This window comes from Myceligenerans halotolerans (genome assembly GCF_054782975.1).
The window spans coordinates 468251-488794 of sequence record NZ_BAAGRL010000006.1; the positions used below are offsets into that span (position 1 = coordinate 468251).

At 73.1% G+C, this 20544-nt stretch carries 24 protein-coding genes; 11 read left to right on the forward strand and 13 right to left on the reverse strand.

Going from position 1 to position 20544, the window contains the following annotated elements:
* The first annotated feature begins 122 nt into the window (after positions 1-122).
* Complete coding sequence (locus tag ACYVK5_RS05300; protein ID WP_460702520.1) at positions 123-1808, forward strand: nucleoside/nucleotide kinase family protein; 1686 nt, start codon at positions 123-125, stop codon at positions 1806-1808.
* 175 nt (positions 1809-1983) lie between these two features.
* Here ACYVK5_RS05300 and ACYVK5_RS05305 read toward each other — a convergent pair whose 3' ends face one another.
* The 5 genes from ACYVK5_RS05305 to ACYVK5_RS05325 all read right to left on the reverse strand — a co-directional run bounded on the left by ACYVK5_RS05305 (position 1984) and on the right by ACYVK5_RS05325 (position 5620).
* Complete coding sequence (locus tag ACYVK5_RS05305; protein ID WP_460702522.1) at positions 1984-2808, reverse strand: anti-sigma factor family protein; 825 nt, start codon at positions 2806-2808, stop codon at positions 1984-1986.
* Positions 2805-3308, reverse strand: coding sequence for a sigma-70 family RNA polymerase sigma factor (locus ACYVK5_RS05310; protein WP_460702524.1), 504 nt, complete (start codon positions 3306-3308; stop codon positions 2805-2807). Before ACYVK5_RS05310 ends, ACYVK5_RS05305 begins: the two co-directional genes overlap by 4 nt.
* A 115-nt stretch (positions 3309-3423) precedes the next feature.
* Entirely contained in the window at positions 3424-4107 is a 684-nt protein-coding gene (locus tag ACYVK5_RS05315) for a YceI family protein (RefSeq protein WP_460702526.1), read from the reverse strand.
* A 107-nt stretch (positions 4108-4214) separates the two neighbouring features.
* Entirely contained in the window at positions 4215-4751 is a 537-nt protein-coding gene (locus ACYVK5_RS05320; RefSeq protein ID WP_460702528.1) for an Rv3235 family protein, read from the reverse strand.
* Complete coding sequence (locus tag ACYVK5_RS05325; RefSeq protein WP_460702530.1) at positions 4748-5620, reverse strand: hypothetical protein; 873 nt, start codon at positions 5618-5620, stop codon at positions 4748-4750. The genes ACYVK5_RS05320 and ACYVK5_RS05325 overlap by 4 nt, the downstream gene beginning before the upstream one ends.
* A gap of 142 nt (positions 5621-5762) precedes the next feature.
* On the opposite strand from ACYVK5_RS05325, the gene ACYVK5_RS05330 reads away from it, so the two are divergent.
* Positions 5763-6317, forward strand: a complete 555-nt coding sequence (locus ACYVK5_RS05330) for a hypothetical protein (RefSeq protein WP_460702532.1) — start codon at positions 5763-5765, stop codon at positions 6315-6317.
* Positions 6318-6406: 89 nt separating this feature from the next.
* Here the strand turns inward: ACYVK5_RS05330 and ACYVK5_RS05335 are convergent, their stop codons facing one another.
* A complete protein-coding gene (locus ACYVK5_RS05335) occupies positions 6407-6616 on the reverse strand; it encodes a helix-turn-helix transcriptional regulator (protein WP_123815499.1) in 210 nt (69 codons plus the stop codon).
* Between the two features lie 148 nt (positions 6617-6764).
* Between ACYVK5_RS05335 and ACYVK5_RS05340 the strand changes: the two genes are divergently transcribed.
* The gene (locus ACYVK5_RS05340) at positions 6765-7454 is read left to right on the forward strand and encodes a CpaB family protein (RefSeq protein WP_460702534.1); all 690 of its coding nucleotides are present in this window, start codon (positions 6765-6767) and stop codon (positions 7452-7454) included.
* Complete coding sequence (locus tag ACYVK5_RS05345; protein WP_460702536.1) at positions 7451-8839, forward strand: AAA family ATPase; 1389 nt, start codon at positions 7451-7453, stop codon at positions 8837-8839. The genes ACYVK5_RS05340 and ACYVK5_RS05345 overlap by 4 nt, the downstream gene beginning before the upstream one ends.
* Positions 8840-8987: 148 nt before the next feature.
* Here ACYVK5_RS05345 and ACYVK5_RS05350 read toward each other — a convergent pair whose 3' ends face one another.
* Both ACYVK5_RS05350 and hisN read right to left on the reverse strand, forming a co-directional pair.
* Positions 8988-9494, reverse strand: coding sequence for a DUF6912 family protein (locus ACYVK5_RS05350; RefSeq protein ID WP_460702538.1), 507 nt, complete (start codon positions 9492-9494; stop codon positions 8988-8990).
* A 149-nt stretch (positions 9495-9643) separates the two neighbouring features.
* Positions 9644-10438 carry a histidinol-phosphatase gene (gene hisN, locus ACYVK5_RS05355; RefSeq protein WP_460702540.1) on the reverse strand — a complete coding sequence of 265 codons (795 nt, stop codon included), beginning with the start codon at positions 10436-10438 and terminating at the stop codon, positions 9644-9646.
* Between the two features lie 191 nt (positions 10439-10629).
* On the opposite strand from hisN, the gene aroA reads away from it, so the two are divergent.
* Positions 10630-11937, forward strand: a complete 1308-nt coding sequence (gene aroA / locus ACYVK5_RS05360; protein WP_460702542.1) for a 3-phosphoshikimate 1-carboxyvinyltransferase — start codon at positions 10630-10632, stop codon at positions 11935-11937.
* A 16-nt stretch (positions 11938-11953) separates the two neighbouring features.
* Positions 11954-13069: a ribosome small subunit-dependent GTPase A gene (gene rsgA, locus ACYVK5_RS05365; protein ID WP_460702544.1), complete on the forward strand. Its 1116-nt coding sequence runs from the start codon at positions 11954-11956 to the stop codon at positions 13067-13069.
* A gap of 92 nt (positions 13070-13161) precedes the next feature.
* Here the strand turns inward: rsgA and ACYVK5_RS05370 are convergent, their stop codons facing one another.
* From ACYVK5_RS05370 to ACYVK5_RS05380, 3 genes are all read right to left on the reverse strand, one after another.
* On the reverse strand, positions 13162-13641 hold the full coding sequence (locus ACYVK5_RS05370; RefSeq protein ID WP_460702546.1) for a DoxX family membrane protein: 480 nt from the start codon (positions 13639-13641) through the stop codon (positions 13162-13164).
* Between the two features lie 147 nt (positions 13642-13788).
* Complete coding sequence (gene rsrA / locus ACYVK5_RS05375; protein ID WP_460702548.1) at positions 13789-14040, reverse strand: mycothiol system anti-sigma-R factor; 252 nt, start codon at positions 14038-14040, stop codon at positions 13789-13791.
* A gap of 29 nt (positions 14041-14069) precedes the next feature.
* Positions 14070-14855 carry a sigma-70 family RNA polymerase sigma factor gene (locus ACYVK5_RS05380; protein ID WP_460702550.1) on the reverse strand — a complete coding sequence of 262 codons (786 nt, stop codon included), beginning with the start codon at positions 14853-14855 and terminating at the stop codon, positions 14070-14072.
* A gap of 94 nt (positions 14856-14949) precedes the next feature.
* On the opposite strand from ACYVK5_RS05380, the gene ACYVK5_RS05385 reads away from it, so the two are divergent.
* Positions 14950-15504 (forward strand): ferritin, encoded by a 555-nt coding sequence (locus ACYVK5_RS05385; protein WP_460702552.1) that lies wholly within the window; start codon positions 14950-14952, stop codon positions 15502-15504.
* Between the two features lie 178 nt (positions 15505-15682).
* On the opposite strand, the gene ACYVK5_RS05390 is transcribed toward ACYVK5_RS05385, so the two are convergent.
* Positions 15683-15760: a 50S ribosomal protein bL37 gene (locus tag ACYVK5_RS05390; protein ID WP_372433060.1), complete on the reverse strand. Its 78-nt coding sequence runs from the start codon at positions 15758-15760 to the stop codon at positions 15683-15685.
* A gap of 185 nt (positions 15761-15945) precedes the next feature.
* On the opposite strand from ACYVK5_RS05390, the gene ACYVK5_RS05395 reads away from it, so the two are divergent.
* Genes ACYVK5_RS05395 through ACYVK5_RS05405 form a run of 3 tightly spaced genes read left to right on the forward strand, consistent with a single transcriptional unit; the run spans position 15946 to position 18379 of the window.
* Positions 15946-16845, forward strand: a complete 900-nt coding sequence (locus ACYVK5_RS05395) for a DUF4097 family beta strand repeat-containing protein (RefSeq protein ID WP_460702554.1) — start codon at positions 15946-15948, stop codon at positions 16843-16845.
* Positions 16845-17579 (forward strand): PadR family transcriptional regulator, encoded by a 735-nt coding sequence (locus tag ACYVK5_RS05400; protein ID WP_460702556.1) that lies wholly within the window; start codon positions 16845-16847, stop codon positions 17577-17579. Before ACYVK5_RS05395 ends, ACYVK5_RS05400 begins: the two co-directional genes overlap by 1 nt.
* Entirely contained in the window at positions 17576-18379 is an 804-nt protein-coding gene (locus ACYVK5_RS05405) for a DUF4097 family beta strand repeat-containing protein (protein ID WP_460702558.1), read from the forward strand. Before ACYVK5_RS05400 ends, ACYVK5_RS05405 begins: the two co-directional genes overlap by 4 nt.
* A gap of 25 nt (positions 18380-18404) precedes the next feature.
* On the opposite strand, the gene ACYVK5_RS05410 is transcribed toward ACYVK5_RS05405, so the two are convergent.
* Positions 18405-19400 carry an aldo/keto reductase gene (locus ACYVK5_RS05410; RefSeq protein ID WP_460702560.1) on the reverse strand — a complete coding sequence of 332 codons (996 nt, stop codon included), beginning with the start codon at positions 19398-19400 and terminating at the stop codon, positions 18405-18407.
* A 174-nt stretch (positions 19401-19574) separates the two neighbouring features.
* Here ACYVK5_RS05410 and ACYVK5_RS05415 point away from each other — a divergent pair, with 174 nt between their 5' ends.
* Positions 19575-20513, forward strand: coding sequence for an aldose 1-epimerase family protein (locus tag ACYVK5_RS05415; protein WP_460702562.1), 939 nt, complete (start codon positions 19575-19577; stop codon positions 20511-20513).
* The last annotated feature ends 31 nt before the right edge of the window (positions 20514-20544 follow it).

The window sequence follows — 20544 nt, forward strand, 5'->3', positions numbered from 1 at the left end:
TCTTCCAGTATGGAATGGCATGATGCTGGCGGACTTCGGTTATCCACAGGCAAGGAACATGTCCGGATTGCCAATCGTGTCTTTGACGCCGGAGATGCCGGAGTGTGTCGTAGCCTCATGTCATGGCGAAAGAGACCCCGTATCAGCCTGGCCGGAAAGTTTTGACCTGCTGGTTCGCCGGTCTTGCCACGCTGGACGTGATTCACCGTGCGGCCCGGCCAGAGCGCGACCAGAAGGTGACCGCTACCCGCCAGGACGTCGCCGCCGGCGGCCCGGCCGCGAACGCGGCGGTCACGGCTGCCGCGCTGGGCGCGCGGGCGGTCCTGGTCACAGCGCTCGGAACCAGTGCCGTGGGCACGGCAGCGCGGGCGGACCTCGAACGGCATGGGGTGGAGGTGCACGACGTCGCGCGGACCGACCACGACCTGGCGGTCTCCGCGGTGCTGGTCGACGAGGCCACGGGGGAGCGGTCGGTCGTCTCCGCCGACGGCGCCCTCACGCGGGTCGCGGGACCCGGTTCGGACGAGCTGGCCGGCCTTCCGGTGCCCGACGTCGTGCTGCTCGACGGGCACCATCCGGACATCGCCCGCGGCGTGCTCGCGCACGTCCGGACGCTGAGACCCCACCCGCCGATCGTGCTCGACGCCGGCAGATGGCGGCCGGTGTTCGCCGACCTCCTGCCCGAGGCCGACGTCATCGCGTGTTCGGCGGCCTTCCGTGTCCCCGACGGGCGGGAGGGCTGGTATGCGGGGCTGCGCGGGGCGACGGTCGTGACACACGGCTCGGCGCCGGTCGACTGGCGGTCCGGCGACGCCGGCGGGACCGTCGACGTCCCGGCCGTGTCCGCCGTCGACACGCTCGGCGCCGGGGACGCTTTCCACGGCGCGCTCACGGTCGCGCTGGGCCGGGGCGCGCGGCTTCCGGAGTCATGTGTTGAAGCGGTGCGTGTGGCCTCGCTGCGCGTGCAGTACCTGGGACCGCGCGGATGGCTGGGTCACCTCGGCGGGGCGGGGCCGGCGGCCGGCGCGGCCGCGGAGGGCCGGTGCCCGGTGACGCAGCCGGCGGCGGGCGAGGCGGCGGAGCAGGGAACGACGGACGAGCCGGCGTCGGGTGAGCGGGCAGCCGCGGAGGGCCGGTTCGACAGGGAGGCGGGAATCGGGGGCGTCGAGAGCCTCCCGGCAGCGCCCGCGGATCTTGTCGAGCGGGCGCGGCGTCTCGCGGACGACTCCACTCGCGAGGGCCGTGCCGTCCTGGGCCTCACCGGTCCGCCCGGTGCCGGGAAGTCGACCCTCGCCGCGCGGCTCGCCGCCGCGCTCGGGCCGGACCGCGCCGTGGTGGTCGGGATGGACGGGTTCCATCTGGCGAACGCCGTCCTGGAGGCGCGCGGGAGCCGGGAGCGCAAGGGCGCCATCGACACGTTCGACGACGCCGGGTACGCCGACCTGATCGGGCGCCTCGCCGCGGCACACCCGGACGGCACGGTCCTCGCCCCGGAGTTCCGGCGTGAGATCGAGGAGCCGATCGCTGGCGCGGTGCCCGTGTCTCCCGAGGTGCCGCTCGTGATCACCGAGGGGAACTACCTGCTCGCGGAGACGGGACGCTGGCCCCGGGCTCGCGCGCACATGGCCGAGGTCTGGTACGTGGACCTGCCCGACGACATCCGGCTGGAGCGTCTCGCCGCCCGGCACCACGCCCACGGGAAGACGCTCGAGGCGGCACGGGCGTGGGCGCACGGTTCGGACCAGCGCAATGCCGAGCTCGTCGCGGCGACACGGGACCGCGCGGACCTGCACGTCACCTTCGAGTGATGCGCGAGCCGGCCGAGGCTCGCCCGACGACGACCGGGCCGCGTGGCCGGAGCTGCGTCCGCCGGAACTGCGTCCGGTACCGCGTCCGAAGCCACGTCCGAAACCACGTCCGGTACCGCGTCCGAAACCACGTCCGAAACCACGTCCGTCCGAACTGCGTCCCCTGGGCCGGCCGTCACAGCGTCGCCGCGGCGAGCGCCTCCTCCTGGCCGTCCAGTGTGATCTCGAGGCGGTCCATCTCCGTGAGCGGCACTGCCGACGAGGCGTCCAGGCCGGTCACCGTGCCGCCGGACCACGACCACGTCGCCGCGACGGTGCGTTCGCCGTCCCGGCCGACCACCACGAGCTCGTAGTTGACCGGTTCCTGCGGTACGTAGTTCTCGCCCGACGACTGGTCCTCGCCCGTCCGGGGCGGGTAGTGGCAGGACCACTGGAATCTCGTGCCCCAGCCGGTCGGTGTGACGACCACCTCGGCGCTCATGTCCGCCTTGCCCACGGGGCGCAGCTCGACCGTCCTGGCGTCCGCGGTGGTGACCGACGGCCCCGCCGTGCCTGTTCCTCCGGGCGATCCGAGCGGACCGAGGTCGGCCAGCACGGAACCACCGACCGCCCCCGCGAGGACCAGCGCCGACGCGGCGACCGCGCCCAGTGTTCGCCGTCGGCGACGGGACCGGCGGGCGGCGTGAGCGAGGCTCGCGAGCGGGACGACCGGTGCCAGGTCGGTGTCGGAATCATGGCCGGCTGCGGCAGTGGGGACGCCGTCGGACTGCTCCGTGGTGTCGGACGCGTCCGCGACGAGCGCCTCGGCGAGCGTGGGAGACACGGTGCTGAGCAGTCCCGGCATGCCGGCGAGCTCGGCCACGGCGGCGCGGCACGCCTCGCACCCGGTGAGGTGCTGCTCGTAGGCGTGACGGTCGCTCGGGCCCAGCGCGCCGAGCACGTATGCCGCGTCCCATTCGGCGTAGCGGTCGCCACCGTTCCTCTCTGCCGCCGCCATCATGACGTGACTCCTTTCTCCTGCAGTGCGAGGCGCAGCGCACGCAGCCCGTAGTGCAGGCGTGACTTCACGGTGCCGGGCGGGACGCCCAGTTCGGTGGCAAGTTCGGCCACCGAGCGGCCGCCGTAGTACGCGCCTACGACGACCGCCCGGTGGTCCGGTGAGAGCGACACCAGCGCGTCGGCCACGAGCCACGAGTCGAGGACCGCCTGGGTCCTGTCGTGGTCCTCACGCTCGGGTACGGAGCCGGTGGCGTGCTCGCGGGTGCGGCGTGCGCTGCGCAGGTGGTCGACGACGAGGTTCCGCGCGACCGTGAACAGCCAGGCGCGCACGGAGTCCTCGGACCGTTCGAGCACCTCGGGGTGCCGCCACGCGCGCAGCAGCGTCTCCTGTACGACGTCGCGCGCCTCCTCCTCGTCGCCCGTGCGGCGCACGACGTACCGGTAGAGCGCGTCGGCATGCGAGTCGTGCACCGCCTCGAGGAGCTCATCTTCTGCACCCACCGGCAGATCCTCTCCTGGTCACGGTCCCGATTGTCCTCCGCGTCGTGAGTGCCGGCCTCTGTCGTCCGGCTCTCGCTGCCTGGCGCCTCCTGCGTGGCGCGTACTGCCTGGCCCTTTACTGTCCGGACTCGAGTTGCAGCGAGAACTCGACACTGCCCTCGTCCTCCACCGACACGAACCCGAGGTCCGGGGCCTCGACCCCGAAGTCGGTGAACGTGATAGGCACGCTCCCGATGACCTGGACGGGGCCGCCACCGGCCGCGTCTCCCGCGACCTCCGCCTCGACGGTCGCCGGCTGGGTGACGCCGTGGATCGTGAGGTCGCCCGTCAGCTCCACCGCCGTGGCGCCGGACTCGAGCTCGGCCGGGCCGGTCAGCTCGAAGAGCGCCGTGGGATATGTGCCGACCTCCATTGCCTGGTCCCGGAAGTACGCGTCGCGCTGGTCCGCGTCCGTCGCCACGCTGGCCATGTCGACCTCGATGTCGGCCGTCGTGATGGCGCCGTCCGCGACCGTCACGGACCCGGTGACGTCCTCGGTGCGTCCCGTGACCGTCACGTCCTCGCCCTGCAGGATCTCGTCGACACGGTACCCGGCGAAAGACCCGGCGCCCACGGTCCAGGTGCCCTCGACGGTGTCGGTGTCCGGCAGGGGCGCCATCGACGCCTCCAGTGTCGGTTCGTCGTCCGCCGCGCCGCTCGCCCAGTCCGCGTACAGGCCGGGTCCGTAGATCCCCGCCACCACACCGACCGCGACCACAGCCGCACCGACGCCGACCGCCACCTTCATCCCTGTGCGCACGCTCCGCCCCTCTCGTTCGCGGGCCGGCCCGGTGCCGGCCCCTGCCCCTGACTACGGGTGAGGGGGCGTCGCGGTTCAATCGGATCGGAACTTCGTCCCGTTCGTCATCAGCCCAGCTCCAGGCAGGTCACCTTCCAGGTGCCACGCCTGCCCTCCAGCCGGACCGCCGCGGCGCGCACCCGTTCGCCGTCGTGCAGCACGACCGTGGCCTCGGCCGACGCCGCACCGAGCCGGACGAGACGCACCCGGCGCACCCCGACCCGCAGTGCCGCCGGCCGGGGCCGGCCGGCTCGCGTGCCGCTCAGCAGGCGTTCTCGTGCCACGAGCTGGTCGTAGACCTGAGCCGAGGTCCACCGTGCGAGCTGGTTGGCCGGGCGTTCGCCCCGCAGTACCTCGATGGCGGCCCGGGCGACGCGGCAGACGAGCGCGGTGGGGTCGGGCAGCTCCGGCTGTGGTTCCGGCTCGCGCTGTTCGTCGATCTGGCTCAGCAGCTCGGCGGCGCGCGTGATGCTCGGGTCGGAGCCGCCGAGCTGCACCTTGCGCAGGCTGCGCCGAGGCTCCTGGGCGGTGGGCTCGGCAGGCCGCCGGGGCTGGGGCACGGCACGCGTGCGTACCGGCTTCGGTGGCTCGGTGACCGCTGTCATGGCTTGGCTCCCTGAGGTCGCGCGTCCGGTGCGTGGAGCACCGTTCCGGGTCGGATGAGGTCGGGCTCGGGACCGATCGCCTCGCGGTTCGCGGCGTGCCACGCGGCGACCTCGCTCGCGATGCGGGCGGTGTCCGGCGTGTCGCCGTCCGGGGCAGGTCCGTCCGGCCGGAGGTGCTCGGTCGCGATCGACCAGAGCGTGTCGCCGCGCTGCACGATCACCGGCACGTCGTCGTCCCGTCGCCCGCCTTCGCGCGCCTTCCGGTCGACCTGGCGCGTCCGGTCCGGATCCCGTGCACGGCCGGACCCGGGCCGGTCGGAGCCCGTGCCCCGGACGTCCGGCGCGTGTGCGCCCGGTCCGGCCAGGTCGGCCGGGCTCGCTCCGACGCTGCCGACGCTGCCGACGCTGCCGGCCGATGCCTCTGACGTCGGCTGCCAGCCGAGGTCGAGCACGACCCCGGACGGTACGGCGTCACCGGCCTCCGTCCCGGAGGCGGGTGCGGCGAACGCGCTCGGCGCGGCGATGCCGATGCCGACGCTCGCCGTCACGACCACGCCGGCCATCCGGCGCACGAGCCGCGGCGTGCAGCGCGCGAGGAAGGCCCGCCCTGCGTGCCAGTCCTGGCCGGCGCGCCGAGCCGCCGCGTACAGCAGTCCGACGGCGGCCCCGAACGCGATCCATCCCGCGCAGACCGTGGCTCCCGCCTCGATCACCAGCTCGACACTCCGGTCGATCGTGCCTGTTCCCTCGCGCCAGACCTGCATCGCGCGGGTCGCCAGCAGGACCGCGGCGACGGCCGCGCCGAGCATGATCGCCGCGAGCGCCGCCGGATTCGCGCCTGATCGCGCGTCTCCTTCTGTCACAGCCATGAAGTACCCCCTGTTGCCCTGAGTGCGGGTCAACATCTCAATAAGCATCGCCTGAGTGTGTTTTGATGCTGTTATTGAACATCAGGTCGCTGCTGCCGTCTACCGATGGGCGGAGGGGCTGTGGATGACGGAGAGTAGGTCCGTGGACACATCGGATGCTCGCTGGTCGGATCTCGCCGAGGACCTCGACGCGCTTGCCGATGCGCAGGAGGCTGCCGAGTCGGATGCGATGGTCGCGGAGCTGACCCGCGCGGAACACGCGACGATCGATCTCGCGGCCCGTCTCCGGGCCGCGACGGGGGCGCCGGTGGTTGTCGACCTGCCGGACGGCGCGACCGTGCGCGGGGTGGTGCTGGCGGCGGCGGAGACGTGGCTCCTGCTGGACGGGGCGGCACACGGCCCGGAACGGCATCTGATCCCGCTGACCGCAATCGATGGTGTCTCCGGGCTCGGCGCCGGTTCGGCGCCCGCGGCCCCGAGGGAACCGGCCATCACGACCCGGTTGCGCGGGCTGCAGCGTGACCGGCGGACCGTGCTCGTCCGCACCCGCGGGCGAGTGCATCGCGGCCGCATCGGCCGGGTGGGCGCCGACCACCTCGACCTGGACGTTCTGGACGGCGGCCGCAGGGAGTCGCGGACGGTCCCGTTCCCGGCGCTGTTGTGCGTGAGTCACGCTCCGCCCGGGATGGGCCCCTGACTCCTGGATCGCGTGGCCTGGCACGACGAGAGGCGGCGCATCCCGATGGGATGAGCCGCCTCAGGCGTTCGTGCTGCTGACTGTGACGCTCAGCCCTCGCCGGCCTTGAGACGTTCACGGCTCTTGGCGTACTGGCGCTCGATGTAGGACTCGAGCTCCGCCGCCTCGATGCGCCAGACCTTCTTCGGACCCACCTGGATGGCCGGCAGGTCACCGGTGCGCACGAGTGCGTAGCCCTGTGCCATGGAGATGTTCAAGGTCTCGACCACGTCAGCCAGAGAGAGAAACCGCTTATCCATGACACCACTATGGCACAGGTCCCGGACGAGAGCGCGGAAATTCACAGTTATCCACAGGAAGAGTTCATCGGATGCCAGATCCCGGAGGTTCGCTCACCATGTCTGGGGGACGTTCACCGCCTTCGGCCCGCACACGGAGAGGAACTACATGATCGACGCACCGGCCCTACCACGGGAGAGCCGAGCCCCCGTCAGACTGCGCCCGCCCGGCTGGCGAGATCCACGGCTGCTGGCAGGCATCGTGCTCGTCGCGATATCCGTCGCACTCGGCTCCTGGCTGGTCGCGTCCGCGGGCCGCACAGTACCCGTGTTCGTCGCCGACGGCGCGCTGACACCCGGAGAACCCGTCACGCGGGATGCCCTCCGCGTGGTGGACGTCCGGCTGAGCGCCGGCATCGACCGGTACCTGCGCGCGGACGAGGAACTGCCGTCCGGCCTGGTGGCACAACGCGTGGTGGCGGACGGCGAGCTGGTCTCCCGGTCGGGACTGGGTGACGGCAGCACGATGCGGTCCGTCGCGCTCCCGATCTCGGGCGGGGTGTCCGAGCGCATCCGCCCCGGGGCGGTCGCCGACCTCTGGTTCGTGCCCGACGCCAGGTCCGGGCCGTTGTCCGGGGGATCGCAGGGGGCGGAGTCCGGGAACACCGCGGCCGAGCCCGGCACCCTGGCCGAGGGCGTCGTCGTCGAGCAGGTCGAGGTGCCCGACGGCGCCCTCGTGGTGGCCGGGACGACGACGCTGCACGTGCTGGTGGAGCAGGATGCCCTGCCGCGCGTGCTCGCGGCGCTGGCCGAGCCGGGAAGCCTCGCCGTCGTGCCGGTCGGGGGAGCGGTCCGGTGACCGCCCTGGGAGCGATTACCGTGCTCTGCGCGGTGCTGGGTCCGGCGGAGACGGACGTGGTGCGGAAACTCGGCGTGCCGGGGTCGGGCGTGGCGGTGACCCGCCGCTGTGCGGACCTCACCGAGCTGCTCGCCTCGGCCGAGGCCGGGTCCGGAAGGGCCGCGGTCGTCTCGGCGACCCTGCCCGGCCTCGGGCGGGAGGCGGTGGCGCGGATGCACCAGGCGGGGGTCCGGGTGATCGCGCTCGACGACGCGCCCGAGCCCAGCACGGACCGGCTCGCCGCGGTCGGCGTCGACGGGATGGCCCGCTCCGTGGAGGACCTGCTCCCCGTCGTCCGCGACGAGACCGCCCTGCCGCCCGCGGCGGCGTCCGAGGTGTCCGGCCGGTCCGCCGGCCGGACGGGCAAGGGCAGGATCGTCGCGGTGTGGGGGCCGGTCGGATCCCCCGGACGGACCACCACCGCCATCGAGCTGGCCGTGGCACTGGCGGCGGGCCTGCCGGTCGCGGGCGCGTCCGGACGGCGGGACCGGGGCGAGCCTCCGGGGCGCCGTGGCATGCTCGGACGGGCCGGCCGTCGCGGCTCCCGCACAGGGCGTGGCGTCGCCCGCGAGCACGTCGTGCTGGCCGACGCCGACACCTACGGCCCGTGCGTCGCGCCCCGCCTCGGGATGCTCGACGACTCCGCGGGGCTGGCGGGTGCCGTCCGCGCCGCAGGCCTCGGACCGCTCGACGTCGAGACCCTCGCCCGGTACGCGCCCGTCGCGCTCCCCGGCGTCCGTGTACTCGGCGGAATCGGGCGGCCCGGGCGGTGGGCCGAGCTGTCCGGTGCGGCGCTCGACGCGGTGTGGGAACGACTCCGGGACCTGGCCGACTGGACCGTGATCGACACCGGGCCGGTCCTGGAGACGGACGAGCTCCTCTCGTACGACACGCGGGCGCCGCAGCGCAACGAGGCAACCCTCGGAGCCCTGGCCGCCGCCGACGTCGTGGTGGTCGTCGGAAGCGGGGACCCGATCGGGCTGCAGCGCCTCGTGCGCGGTCTCGACGACCTGGCCGCCGTGCCCGCGCCCGTCACGCCGGACCGGCTGGTCGTGGTGAACCGGGTCCGCGGCGCGGCGGTCGGGGCGAACCCCCGCACCTCCGTGCGGACCGCGCTGATCAGGTTCGCCGGCGTCGACCCGCACCTGGTGCCCGACGACCCGGCCGGCCTGGACGCAGGCCTCCTGAGCGGCCGGGCACTCGCCGAATGCGCGCCGGGATCGCCCGTACGCGCGGCATTCGGCGAGCTCGCGGACCAGGTGCGCGAGCTGGTACGCGCGCGGACCCCGGCCGTCGCCGAGGTATCCCCGTGGGTCGGCATCTCCGGGACGTCGCGTGAGTCGTAGCCGCAGGCGTCACCGCCCGTTCGCCCGATGCCCGCCCGGCCCGTTCGCCCGATGCCCGCCCGCGCGGCGACGGGCCACCCGATGGCCGCCCGCGCGGCAAGCGCCTACGGCAGCGGGGGCCGTCGTCCACCAGATACGAGCGCCGAGGTCACCGGGGAATCGTGCCGACCTCGGACCGGTCGTACCAGAGCAGGTCGCGATCGGTGACGCTCTGGACCGCGTCGGCGAGCGCCTCCTCGTCGTCGGCCTCGGCGGCGCTCCGGACCGCCGTCACATCTGGGGCGGCGCCCGGTTCGTCGGCGTGCACGCAGACGATCGGCACGCCGGGCACGGTGTCGGTCAGGCGAAGCTGGGAGGCGAGGGCGTCCGGGCCGGCGGCATCGGCGGGCTCCAGGACGTCGTCGGGCACCTCGACGGTGACCACGGCGCGCAGCGGGGGTGCGTCGGGCCGTGCGGCCAGCAGCGCGAGCGACGCCGCGGCGGCATCCAGGAAGGCTGCGTACTCCACGGCCTCGGAGTCCTCGTCGGGCAGTTCGGCGGCCAGTGCCTTCGTCACGCCGTGCACGAGGCGAGGGGTCAGCGACCAGCGGGTGGAGGTGCGACCGGCGTCGACGGCGTCGAGCTCGTCGAGTGTGGCGGGCACGTAGATGCGCATGAGAAGAGTGTGCCTGCTCCGCGAGGCAGGTTCAGCCCGGCGGGGGCAGCCCGGCAGGTTCAGCCCGGCGAGCCGCCGGACGCGACGGCGGCAGCGGCCGCGCGGGCGGAGCGCTGTGCCCTGCCCGGCGGATCTGCCGTCGCGAGGGCTCAACCCAGGAGGTCGAGCACCCGGTCGTGCAGCAGGCCGTTCGTGGCCAGGCCGTTGTGCCCCCACGGGCCCCGCGCCCCGTCGAGCGAGGTGAACCGCCCGCCGGCCTCCTCGACGATCGGCACGAGCGCCGCCATGTCGTACACCTCGAGCTCGGGCTCGGGCGCGATGTCGACGGCGCCCTCCGCCACCAGCATGTACGACCAGAAGTCCCCGTAGCCGCGGGTGCGGTAGCACTGGCGCGTCAGGTCGAGGAACGCGTCCAGCTTCCCGCGCTGTTCCCAGCCGCTGAGCGACGCGAAGCTGAGCGACGCGTCGCTCAGTTCACGCACGCCTGAGACGCTCATCCGGGTCGCCGCGTGCAGGCCCTTGCCCGTCCAGGCGCCCGATCCCTGTGCGGCCCACCAGCGCCGCCCCAGCGCCGGCGCGCTCACCAGGCCGACGACGACCTCGTCGCCGTCCGCCAGCGCGATGAGCGTCGCCCACACGGGCACGCCGCGCACGAAGTTCTTGGTGCCGTCGATCGGATCGATGATCCACCGGCGTGCACCGCTGCCGGCCGCGCCGTACTCCTCGCCGACGATCGCGTCGCGGGTACGGGCCCGCTGGAGCGAGGCGCGGATCATCTCCTCGGCCGCCCGGTCGGCATCGGAGACCGGCGTGTTGTCCGGTTTGGTCTCGACATGCAGGTCGAGAGATCGGAAGCGCGACATCGTGTGCGAATCCACCTGGTCGGCAATGACATGGGCAAGGCGCAGGTCATCGTCATAACTGGTCTTGGTCACGGGGGCCACGCCCGCCACCGTAGCGGTAAATGCGCATTCCACGCCCAGATGCCGCGCAGATCGGGCATACGAATGCCCGCCGGGCGCGCCGCGGCGTTCCTCCCGTCGTCGGGCGGGAGCGCGGCCAGGGCCGGGCGGGAGTGCGGCCGGCCGGGCGAGACGACAGGGCCCGGGCTGACCGGCTCGGATAACCTCGGGGCATGACTGACGCCCCCACCGCACCGACCTGGGCCGCCCCGACCGCCGTCGGACCTCTCGACTCGACCGTCGAGGTGCCGGGCAGCAAGTCCCTGACCAACCGCCTGCTGGTCCTCGCCGCACTCGCCGACGGCCCCGGCACCCTCCGCGGCGCCTTGCGCAGCCGCGACGCCGACCTCATGATCGCCGGCCTGCGCGCCCTCGGCGCGGACATCACCGAGGGCGACAGCCCCAGCACCCTGCATGTCACCCCGGGCACGACCCCGGTCACCGGCGCCGACATCGACTGCGGACTCGCCGGCACCGTGATGCGCTTCCTGCCAGCCGTGGCCGCTCTCGCCGGCGGCCCCGTCCGCTTCGACGGCGACCCCGCCGCGCGCGCACGGCCCATGGGACCCGTCCTCACCGCACTGCACGCCCTCGGACTCTCCGTCACCGGGCCCGACGGCGGGCTGCCGGATCGACTCCCGTTCACGGTCACCGGCACCGGCACCGTCCGCGGCGGATCCGTGGACGTCGACGCGTCGGCGTCGTCGCAGTTCGTGTCCGGACTCCTGCTGGCCGCGCCGCGGTACGAGCAGGGCCTGACCCTGCGGCACGTGGGCACCACGCTGCCCAGCCTGCCGCACATCGAGATGACCGTCGCCACCCTGCGCGACGTCGGCGTCACCGTCGACGACACCCGTGACGGGCTGTGGCACGTCGAACCCGGACCGATCACCGCACGCGACGTGCGCGTCGAGCCCGACCTGTCCAACGCCGCCCCGTTCCTCGCCGCCGCCCTCGTCGCGGGCGGCACCGTCCGCATCCCCGGCTGGCCGGCCGAGACCACCCAGCCCGGAGCCCTCCTGCCCGACCTCCTGACCCGCATGGGCGGCAGCGCCGACCTCTCCGGCGACGTCCTGACCATGACCGGCACCGGAGACGTGCACGGCGTCGACCTCGACCTGCACGCCGCCGGCGAGCTCGCGCCGACGTTCGCCGTCCTCGCGGCGCTCGCCGACTCCCCGACGCGGCTGCGCGGCATCGCGCACCTGCGCGGGCACGAGACCGACCGCCTCGCGGCGCTGGCCCGGGAGATCACGCGGCTGGGCGGCCAGGCGGAGGAGACCCGGGACGGCCTGGTCATCACGCCGCGCCCGCTCCACGCCGGCACGTTCCGCACCTATGAGGACCACCGGATGGCGACGTCGGGCGCGCTGATCGGACTGCGCGTGCCCGGGGTCGAGGTGGAGGACATCGCCACGACCGGCAAGACGATGCCGGAGTTCCCGTCGCTGTGGCGGGGAATGCTCGGAGCAGGCGCATGACGGGAGGCCGGCGCTGATGGCGCGGGGAGGCACACGCGACGAGTCGGACTTCCGGTCCCGTCCGTCGAAGCGTGGCTCGCGGCCCCGCACCAAGCGCCGGCCGAGCCACGAGGATGCCGTGACCGCGATGGTCACGGGCGTGGACCGGGGCCGCTACACGCTGCTCGTCCCCGGGTCCGGGACCGTGGTGCTCGCCATGAAGGCGCGCGAACTCGTCCGGACGCGGGTGGTCGTCGGGGACCGGGTCGACGTCGTCGGCGATGTCACCGGCGAGGACGGAACGCTGGCGCGCATCGTGCGGATCGCCGAACGGGGCTCCGTGCTGCGCCGGACCGCGGACGACGACGACCCGTACGAGCGGATCGTCGTCGCGAACGCCGACCGGCTCGTGATCGTGACCGCGCTCGCCGACCCGCCACCCCGTACCGGGATGATCGACCGATGCGTGGTCGCCGCCTACGACGCCGGGATGGACGTCCTGCTCTGCCTCACCAAGGCGGACCTGGCCTCACCGGACGAACTGCGGGGCCTGTACGAGCCGCTGGGGGTCGAGGTCGTCGTGACACGCGCCGCGACCGGCGACGCCGATGCCCCGCGCGCGCGGCAGAAGGGGGCGGACGACGAGGAGCTCTCCCTGGACCCGGCGTCGGTCGAAGAGGTCCGCGGACTGCTCCGGGGGAGGACGTCCGTGCTGGTGGGCCACTCCGGCGTGGGTAAGTCCACGCTGATCAACGCCCTGGTGCCGACCGCGGGCCGCGCGACCGGGGACGTCAACGACGTCACGGGACGGGGACGGCACACGTCGACCTCGGCCGTCGCCCTGTCCCTGCCGACCGGGCACGCCAGCGCCGGCGAGGACGCCGACCACGACGGCTGGGTGATCGACACACCGGGCGTGCGGTCGTTCGGGCTGGCGCACGTCAAGATCGCGAACCTGCTGCACGCCTTCGACGACCTCGACGAGGCCGCCGCCGAGTGCCCGCGTGGCTGCACCCACCAGGCGGACGCACCGGACTGCGCGCTGGACGAGTGGGTCGCGGCCGCGCCCGACGACGGGACCCGCGGGGCCCGCGCCCTCAGGCTCGCCTCGTTCCGCCGCCTCCTGGCCAGCCGGACGGGCGCGACCCTCTAGGGCCACCGGTTGTCGAGTGGTCGGTCCGATGTCGGATGATCGGTTCCTCGGGGGGCCGATCATCCGACATCGGACCGACCACACATCGTCACCTACTCCTTGGCGACCGCCTTCGCTGCCCGGGCCGTCGCGCGGGCGGCTCGCGCCTGTTGTACGCGCCAGCCCAGGCTCGGGCGGCCTTCGGTGTCGGCTCCCGCGATGAGAGCGGCACCGATGGCGCCGAGATTGCCCACGAAACGCTGGGCGCGCGCCTCGCGATCGCCGTCGGACGTGCCGAACGGCTGGTTGACGACGGCGAGCGGAACCGTGAGCAGGGCGAGCGCTACCGCGGCCGTGCGAGGTGCCTTGCCGAGCGCCAGGAGCCCGCCCGCGGTGGCGACCGCGACGCCGTGCGCGCGGATGAGGGTCTTCACCTGCTTCTCGCTCAGCGGTTCGGCGCCGAGCGCCTTCGTCACGAGACCTGAGCCCTGTCGCGCCGCCTGGACGTGCTCGGCGGGCTTCCGTGCAGCCTGGACGCCCGATGCGACGAACCAGGAGGCCAGGAGGGGTCGAGCGATGTGTCGGAGCACCATGCGGTCCACCTTGTCAAAGGTCGGCCGTTCCGTCCACGCCAGGACGGCCGGCATACGGCATGCATTGCGGTCGGTGTCGTTCGTCGACGCTCCTCGGGCTCCGCCCCGGGCGAGTGCCTCGGCCCTCGCCCTGCGCCCTTCGTCGCGTCAGAGCGCTCGGATCTGCTCGGCGATCCTCAGCCGGAGCGTCTCCGGTGCGCGCTCCGCGCAGGAGCGCTTCACGAGCTGCTTGACCAGGTCCTCGACGCTCAGTTCCGCCAGGCACGGCGAGCAGTGCGCGACATGGGCGCGCATCCGCTGCTCGTCCTGGTGCGTCATCTCGGAGTCGAGGTACTCGTACAGGTGCAGGAGCGCGTGCTCGCACTCGGAGCCGGGAGTGTCGTGCGGGATGGGTTCCACGACCGGTTGGTCGCCCCGCTCTTGGTCCTTCACTTCGCGCCTCCGGGTGCCTCTGTCTTCACGAGTCCACGTCCCGCCGCGTAGTCGGCGAGGAGCTCACGGAGCTGCCGGCGACCACGGTGCAACCGGGACATCACCGTACCGATCGGTGTTCCCATGATCTCCGCGATCTCCTTGTAGGGGAAGCCCTCGACGTCCGCGTAGTACACGACCATGCGCCGGTCCTCGGGAAGCTCGGCGAGGGCGCGCTTCACGTCGCTGTCGGGCAGGCGGTCCAGCGCCTCGACCTCCGCCGAGCGCAGCCCCTGCGAGGTGTGCGACGCCGCCCGGGCGATCTGCCAGTCCTCGATCTCCTCCGCCTGCGACTGCTGCGGCTGACGCTGCTTCTTGCGATAGCTGTTGATGAACGTGTTCGTCAGGATCCGGTACAGCCAGGCCTTGAGGTTGGTGCCCGGGCGGTACTGGTGGAACGCCGCGAACGCCTTCGCGAAGGTCTCCTGGACCAGGTCCTCGGCATCGGCGGGGTTCCGGGTCATACGCAGCGCGGCCGAGTACAGCTGATCGAGGTACTGGAGCGCGTCGCGTTCGAACCGCGCGGCGCGTGCCGCGTTGTCCTCCCCGTCGGGAGTGCGGTTCGACGCCTCGCCGGGCGTGGAGGTCTGCGGGTGATCCGTCATCAACGTCGAGCCTAGTTGCGTCACGCGTTCCTTTCCTGTGGCGTCGGTCTCGTCGAGCCGCACGACGGCGCGCCGGGGCCGCTCGGGCGCGGCCGGGAAGCCGGGGGCCGGGCGGGGCGGGCCGACGACGTCGGACACCCCGGCGGGCGTGGTCGGAGCGGTGGGGCACGAGATCACGACTGCGAAAACGACCGCCTGGGCCCATCCATTCCCGGCGGGATACGTTGGGGACATGACTTCCACCACCCAGGCTCCGCAGAACTCCGAGTTCTGGCGGCTGCTCGGCGAGCAGATCGGCCACGAGCTCTCCGCGCACCAGCAGTACATCGCCATCGCCGTCTGGTTCGACGGCCACGACCTGCCGCAGCTCGCCGCACACTTCTACCGTCAGGCGGTCGAGGAGCGGAACCACGCCATGATGCTGGTGCAGTACCACCTCGACCGGGACGTGCCGGTCGAGATCCCGGGGACGGGCACCGTCCGCAACGACTTCGCGGACGTCACGGAGCCCCTGCAGCTCGCCCTCGACCAGGAGCAGCAGGTCACGGCGCAGATCGAGGCGATCTTCCGCGCCGCGCGCGCCGAGGCCGACATGCTGGGCGAGCAGTTCCTGCTCTGGTTCCTCAAGGAGCAGGTCGAGGAGGTGGCCAGCGCGAACACGCTGCTCACCGTCGCGCAGCGGGCCAAGGACAACCTGTTCGACCTGGAGAACTTCGTCGCGCGCGAGACCATCGGCGACGCGGGCGCCTCCCCCGACGCCCCGGTGGCCGCGGGCGGGACGCTCTGACGACGGCATGAGGAAGCGGGCATGACGAAGCGGGCATGACGAAGGGCCGGAACCTGCGGGTTCCGGCCCTTTCGTGTCTCGCGCCGATGCTCCTGGGACTCCGCTCCGGGCGGGTGCCTCGTCTCCTCGGCCCGCACCCCGTGCCGCGCCTCCGTCGCGCCGGACGTCCCCCGGCGATTCAGCCGCCGTTGGGACGCTTGCCGTGGTTGGCGGACTTCTTCTTGCGGTCCTTGCGCTTGCGGCCACGCTTGCTCATGGGTGTCTCCTGACGAATGGCGGATTGACTCGGCCCATGATCCCACGACGGGGCCCTTGCCCGCCGCGCGAACGCGATATATCGTGAGTCGAGTCAACGCGATATATCGCGTTCCGCATCCGCCGGGCCGGCGGCCGGGACGCACGACCCCCTTCGGAGAGCCCCGGAACCGTCAGGAGACAGGCATGACCGAGCAGAACTGGACCGTCACCGGTCCGCAGACCATCGAGGTCGACGGTGTCACCGTGCTGCACGCGCACCTCGTCGACGGGCGCCTGGACGTGGTGGCGCACGACGATCCCGTCACCCGCGTGGAGGTGCACTCCGTCGACGGCCGGCCTGTCGAGGTGACGTTCCGCGACGGGCGGCTCGTCGTCGGGCACGAGCCGAACCCTCCCGGCGGCCTCGCCGGCTTCCTCCGGAAGTGGACCGACTTCAGCGGCAGCGCCCGCGCCGACATCCACATCGCGGTCCCCGCCCGCGTGGACACCAAGCTGGGCACGGTGCGCGCGGAGGCGCTGCTGTCCGGCACGGAGGGAGAGGCCAAGGCGTCGACGGCGTCGGGCAGCCTGCTCGTGTCGCGCACCCGCGGTCCGCTGACCCTGACCAACGTGTCGGGCGACGTGACCGTCCGCGACCACGAGGGCCCGATCACCAGCACCACCGTCTCGGGTGACGTCATGCTGAGCGGCGCCGCCGAGCACGTCACGTCGAGCACCGTCTCGGCCGACGTGACCATGGACCTGACCACCCAGCCCGACTGGGTCAAGACCACCTCCGTCTCCGGGAACCTGCTGCTGCGCGTCCCGGACGACGCCGTGGTCGAGGTGCACGCATCGGCGGTCAGCGGCCGCGTCACGGTCGGCGGCATGCAGGTCGTTGGGCGCGGCGGCGCCGTCGTGCGCCCGGCTCGCGGCGAGCGTACCCACCTGCGCGTGTCGTCGGTCTCGGGCGACGTCACCGTGCTCGGCACGTCCCAGGACGTGTCCGACGGCGGTCCGGGGCCGGCCGGTCCGGGCGTGCACGGGGTGCACGGTGCCCGGGCGTCGGGAGCCACCGGCCCGGGTATCTCCTGGATCGTCTGATGCCTCCCGTCTTCGCCCATGGTGAGCTGCGCCTGTACCTCCTGGCGCTGCTCGTCGAGGGCGCCCGGCACGGCTACGAACTCATGACGGAGCTCGCGGACCGCTTCGGCGGTACCTACCGGCCGAGCGCGGGAACGATCTACCCGCGCCTCGCGCGGCTCGAGGAGGAGGGCCTCGTCCGCCGGGTCCCGGCGGACGAGGCCGCCGGGCGGAAAGCCCCCTACGAGCTGACACCGGCCGGGCGGGCCGAGGTGGAGGCCCGCTGGTCCGATGTCGTCCGCCTCGAGTCCTCGGTGGCCGAGACCGTGCGGTCCCGGGCCGACGAGCTGCGCGCCGACATCCGGGAGACGATGCGCGGCGTGCGGGCCGAGCTCGCCGCCGCGGCCGCCGAGGTGCGCGCCCGGCCGCGTCCCGCGCCCCACGCACCGGCGGACCAGCGGCGGGCGACGTCGAACACCTTCCGGCACGAGGCGGAGGCCGCCCTGCAGAAGTTCCGGCGCGACGTCCTCGCGGACCTGCGGGAGGCCGACGTCGGCGGCGCCGTCAGCGCCCTCACCGTCGAGACCCTGCGGACGGTGCTCGACGGCGCACGCACCGCGGTCACCGCCACGCTGCCCCACGACCCGAGATCGACCAGAATGACCCCCGGGCGACCGACGCCGACGTCCGGCCAGCCCCCGACCAGCACGCCGACCGACGATTCCCGCACGAGCCGCCGAACGAACGGAGCATGACCATGACCACCGAGTCCTGGAGCGTCGCCGCACCGCAGACCATCGAGGTCGCCGACACGACCTCCCTGACGGTCCGGCTGACCAACGGCCGGGCGGAGATCGTCGCCGACCCGGAACGGACCTCCGGTGCCACCATCGAGGTGCTGGAGGTGTCCTCCCGGCCGCTGCAGGTCGTCGCCGAGCACGGCACCCTCCGCGTCGCCTACGACTTCCCCGGGATCGAAGGGTTCGTGGACCGCTTCCGCGGCCTGCGTGACCAGGATGCCGCCGTCGTGCGGATCACCGTGCCGGCGGCGGCGTCCGTCGACGTCGCGACCGTGGGCGCGGAGGCGAGCGTGACCGGCAGCCGGGCGCGGGTGGCCGTCAGGAGCGTGAACGGCGCGGTCGGCGTGACGGGCACGTCCGGATCGCTGTCGGTGAAGTCCGTGTCGGGGGCGATCGTCGTCGCCGAGCACACGGGCGACGTCACCGTGAACCAGGCCTCGGGCCCGGCGACGGTCTCGGGCGGCCTCGGCCGCGTGACCGTGAACGGCGTGTCCGGCCCGGTGAACGTGGCGTCGTCGGGTTCGACGCCGATGGTGTCCGCCAAGACGGTGGCGGGCGCCGTGACGATCACGCTCGACGCCGGCACCCCGGTGAACCTCCGCGCCCGCAGCGTGACGGGCAAGGTCACCCTGGACAACGAGCCGCTGGCCTCCTCGGCCCAGCGCACCGTCGTCGTCGACCACCCGGAACCGGGCGCCACCTGCTACCTCTCCACCAGCACGGTCTCCGGCGCCACAGCCATCCTCCGCGGCTGAACTGCCCCCCGCAGTCCCCGCGACCTCACCACCTGTCGGCGACGTGCTCCTCGAGGAGCTCCTCGTAGATCTCCCGCACCCCCGAAGTGAAGAGCGGCCCCAGCGTCGCCGCGTCGCCGGCGGCGGCGTTCGCACGCGCCTGGTCGGCGTTGCGGGCGCCCGGGATCACCGTGGAGACGCCCGGCCGCTGCCAGACCCAGGCGATCGCGGCCTGGGCCGGGGTGAGGCTCTCGTCGAAGCACTTGGACGTCAGCTCCGTGAAGCGCCCCGCGGCCTCGAGCCCCACCTCGTAGGGCACTCCGGAGAACGTCTCGCCCACGTCGAACGCGGCGCCCTCCCGGTTGTAGTGGCGGTGGTCGTTCTCGGCGAACTTCGTGTCCGCGGAGTACTTGCCGGACAGCAGGCCGGACGCGAGCGGGACGCGCGCGATGACGCCGACGCCGGCCTCCGACGCCGCGGGCAGGACCTCGTCCAGCGGCTTGAGCCGGAAGGCGTTGAGGATGATCTGCACGGTGGCGACGCCGGGGCGCGCGATCGCGGTCAGTGCCTCCGCCGTCGTCTCGACGCTCACGCCGTAGCTGGCCATCACGCCCTCGCTCACGAGGGTGTCGAGCGCGTCGTACACCTCGTCCGACGAGTACACGGCCGTCGGCGGGCAGTGCAGCTGCACGAGGTCGAGCCGCTCGACGCCGAGGTTCTTCCGGGACCGGTCCGCCCACTCGCGGAAGTTGGCGAGCACGTAGTTCTCCGGCACCTGGTCCATCCGCCGGCCCATCTTGGTCGCCACGGTGATGCCGGAGTCGGCGTGCTCCTTCAGGAACGCGCCGATCACCTGCTCGCTGCGCCCGTCGCCGTACACGTCGGCCGTGTCGAAGAACGTCACACCGGCCTCGAGGGAGGCTTCCAGGACGTCGCGGGCGTCGGTCTCCGAGACCTCGCCCCAGTCAGCCCCGAGCTGCCAGGTGCCCAGGCCAACGACCGACACGAGGCGGCGCGACCGTCCGAGTACCTGCTGTTCCATTGATCCTCCTGCTCATGTCGCGGGCTTTCTTGGGGCCCGCGTGGCCCGTCCTCGGGCCGTATGGGGAACGCAGCGCGCCCCGGGGGCGCGCGCTACGTCGGTGTTCTCTGTCCCACGCTATCCGCACGACACGGAAACTTCCCGGTTCCACGCAGCCTCTAAGGTGTGAGGGTGATGACAGACCCACAGACGGTACCTGCGCCGTCCGGCGCCCAGCACAGCATTTCGTACGGCGAACAGCACGTCACCGTCACCGAGGTCGGAGCGGCCCTGCGTGAGTACACGGTGGGGGGCCGCGACGTCGTCGTCCCGTTCGGGGCCGACGAGGTCAACCCCGTGTTCAACGGCGCCGTCCTGCTCCCGTGGCCCAACCGCCTGCGCGACGGCGTCTACGAGGCCGACGGCGTCCGGTACACCCTCCCGGTGACCGAGCCCGCACGCGGCACCGCGATCCACGGCCTCGCGGCCTGGGAACGCTGGGGGCTGGTGGACCGCACGGAGGTGTCGGTCACGCTCGGGCTCGACGTCGTCCCGCAGCCCGGATACCCGTTCCAGCTCACCGCGCAGGTCACCTACGCCCTGTCCGACGGCGGTCTGACCGTGACGTTGGCCACGACGAACGCCGGCGCCGGCACGGCGCCCTACGGCGCGGGGTTCCACCCGTGGCTGTCCACCGGCGGGGCGGACCTCGACGACTGCACCGTCCGGCTCGACGCCGCGACGAGGATCACCACCGACGAGCGGCTCCTGCCCACCGGCAAGGAGCCCGTGGCGGGGCCCTTCGACATGCGCGAGCCCGTCAGCATGTCGGGCCGCGACCTCGACGACGCGTTCGTCGACGTCCTGCGGGACGACGACGGCCTGTCCTGGATCCGGCTCACCGGGACGGACGGGCGCACGTCCGCACTGTGGATGGACGATTCGATGGACGTCTGGCAGGCGTGCTCGGGCGACCACGTCAGTAAGGACCACCGCCGGATGGGCCTGGCGGCGGAGCCGATGACCTGCTACGCGGACGCGTTCGTCACGGGTGACCGGCTCGTGCGGCTCGCCCCGGGCGACACGCACCGCGTGCGCTGGGGTGTGACGCTGCTCGACGAGCGGCGCGCCTGAGCGCGAAATCCCAGGTGGTCCATCCCGGTTG